Source organism: Curtobacterium sp. MCBA15_013 (assembly GCF_001865095.1).
Lineage (GTDB): Bacteria > Actinomycetota > Actinomycetes > Actinomycetales > Microbacteriaceae > Curtobacterium.
The window spans coordinates 1,454-1,899 of sequence record NZ_MJGQ01000005.1; the positions used below are offsets into that span (position 1 = coordinate 1,454).

Here is a 446-nt window from a genome sequence, read left to right on the forward strand (position 1 = left end):
CGAGGTCGCGACCTCGAGCAGGTGTCCCTCGACGTCGAGCGCGGGGTCGACCGACGTCCACATGTGACGCTCGATCACCTCACCGACCCGACGGGCACGGGCGGCGTCCCACCCGGCACCGAGGGCGAACACGCTGCCGACCGCACCGCCGGCGTCCTCGAACGGCACGGCGTGGGCGTCGAACGACGGCGTCACGCCGAGGTCGTGCAGCATCGTGGCGACGAACAGCAGCTCACGGTCCGGTTCGAGCTCGATGGTCGGAGCGAGGAGCGACGCCCACGCCCACGAACGCAGGCAGTGGTTCACCAGCGCCGGCGAGGACCACGCGCGCACGACATCGAGCGCCCGCGCGGCCACGGGGGAGGGCGGTGCGAGCAGCGCGTCGACGTCCAGGGTCATGGCAAGAAGGTATCGGAGGCGACCGCCGGACGGACGGGAGGCGCGGT

General features: G+C 72.6%; 1 protein-coding gene. It reads right to left on the bottom strand.

Going from position 1 to position 446, the window contains the following annotated elements; all coding sequences use genetic code 11:
* The coding region (locus tag BIV01_RS03710) for an HD domain-containing protein (RefSeq protein ID WP_139199204.1) at positions 1–399 on the bottom strand (399 nt) is incomplete at its 3' end.
* Positions 400–446 lie beyond the last annotated feature (47 nt).